Source organism: Flavobacterium sp., assembly GCF_031363805.1.
Classification (GTDB): Bacteria; Bacteroidota; Bacteroidia; order Flavobacteriales; family Flavobacteriaceae; genus Flavobacterium.
In genome coordinates this window covers 1-1,844 of the sequence record NZ_JANLVD010000061.1, presented here as the reverse complement: position 1 = coordinate 1,844, position 1,844 = coordinate 1, and the positions used below count along the sequence as shown (strand labels likewise).

General features: G+C 31.2%; 3 protein-coding genes. All 3 read right to left on the bottom strand.

The features are described 5' to 3' along the window. Positions 1-580 (bottom strand): hypothetical protein (locus RMN92_RS03570; RefSeq protein ID WP_309608090.1); only part of this gene is annotated, 580 nt, incomplete at its 3' end. A 208-nt stretch (positions 581-788) separates the two neighbouring features. Then, positions 789-1,535 (bottom strand): monofunctional biosynthetic peptidoglycan transglycosylase, encoded by a 747-nt coding sequence (gene mtgA, locus RMN92_RS03565; RefSeq protein ID WP_309608089.1) that lies wholly within the window; start codon positions 1,533-1,535, stop codon positions 789-791. Continuing rightward, the coding region (locus RMN92_RS03560) for an FAD-dependent oxidoreductase (protein WP_309608088.1) at positions 1,535-1,844 on the bottom strand (310 nt) is incomplete at its 5' end. The genes mtgA and RMN92_RS03560, both read right to left, overlap by 1 nt.

The following is a 1,844-nucleotide window of genomic DNA, read 5'->3' as shown; positions in this document are numbered from 1 at the left end:
TTTGTTGCGATTCAAAATGGATGATTATATCTCTTGATGTTGGATTTTTTATTTTGGTTCTTCCAAAACATTCAATGTTTCCAACAGATTTAATATCCCAGTTTAGTTTGGTTCCAATATCTGGGTTGTTTTCATGATCTATTGGTGGATTGAAAAAAAGTAAATTCCAATAGGGTTCTTTAAATTTACTTTGTATAAAATCTTCTTCGTTTTTGGCTGTTTGAAGGTACTTGCTTCTTATTTCTTTTACGTTTTCTGAATTATCAAATTGCTCGATTACAGATTGCGTTACTTGTTCCAAATTTTTCAACCATTTTTTATGGTTGAGCATTTTTATAAAATTGCCATTCAAATCGGTTTCAATTTCAATAGGATAGGTTTGCCATTCCAGTTCTTCGGCTATTTGCAAATAATTATTATCGCTTATTGGAATAGTGGCAACCTTGGCTTTACGGATGCCGTAAATGCGCCTTTCACCAGATTTTTCTAGCACTAAAAACTCAACTTCAAACTTAGTTTTTATGCTGGTTTGAAAACCATTTGTTGTAATTGTAAGTGATTGTGTTACTTCGAAAACCATATTATAAGTTTTTTGATATAAGTGTTTCTAAAATAGATTTTTTTCTGAACATGAAATTTATTCATTAAGCCGAAAAATAATACATTTCTAGTCAAATATAATAAAAATTATTTAAGTGTTTTAAAATTTTAAGTTCTTTAAAATATGATTTATTGTAAATTTTGAAGTTGTTGCTGGAAAAAATAATGAAATAAAATCTTAATAATGTTTAATATTCTAATTTTCCAATTTGCCTCATGATTTTTACAATCTTGTTTTTTCTTCTATTCACGTATGATGAAGAGTTGGTTGCTTTATATTTTCTTGGATTTGGAAGAATGGCCGCAATGGCCGCAGCATCATATTTTGTTAGGTTTTTGGCACTTTTATGAAACCAGTGTTTTGAGGCTGCTTCTGCGCCATAAACACCATCGCCCATTTCGATACTGTTTAAATATACTTCCATAATGCGCTCTTTGCCCCAAATGATTTCAATTAAAAAAGTATAATAAGCTTCAAATATTTTTCTAATGTAACTTCGACCTTGCCATAAAAAAACATTTTTTGCTGTTTGTTGCGAAATGGTGCTTCCGCCTTTTATCTTTTTGCCTTTGTTATTGCTTTTAAAAGCTTTTTGCATTGCTGTGAAATCAAAACCAGAATGTTTTAAAAATCTACCATCTTCGCTAGCAATGACTGCTTTTTGCAAATTGATAGAAATATCTGAAAGTGGCACCCAATCATGACTACAAACCATATCTTTTCCAGCGGAATTATGCTCAAAGGCTCGAATTGCCATAAGTGGCGTGTATCCCACGGGCACAAATTTGAAGAGAAATACCAAAATCACAGATATAATATTAAACCATAGAAAAGTTTTCCAAACAATTTTTTTCACCTTTCCCCAAAAAGTGGGTTGCGTGGTCTTTTTTGTTGGTTTTGGTTTTGTTGGTTTTACTAGTTTTTTTGTTGCCATTATACTAAATCTGCTAATTCTTGACCTATTAAACTTCCTATGGCAACTCCCATTCCGCCCAAGCGAACTCCACAATAAACATGATTTGATATCTGTTTTACAATTGGTTTTTTATGTGTGCCCAATCCCATAATGCCACTCCAACGATGCGCAATTTTAAATTCAGTATTTGGCAAAATAATTTCTTTTAACATTTGCTCCAAATTATTTTGAATGAGTAAAGTTTGCCCAAATTCTGATGTATTTTCTGTTTCAAAATCTAAATTTCTGCCACCACCGATCAAAATTCTATCATTTATATTTCTAAAA

Bases quoted from the DNA above. Each gene is read 5' to 3' on its own strand.
- mtgA (WP_309608089.1), bottom strand. From the start codon at position 1,535: ATGGCAACAAAAAAACTAGTAAAACCAACAAAACCAAAACCAACAAAA.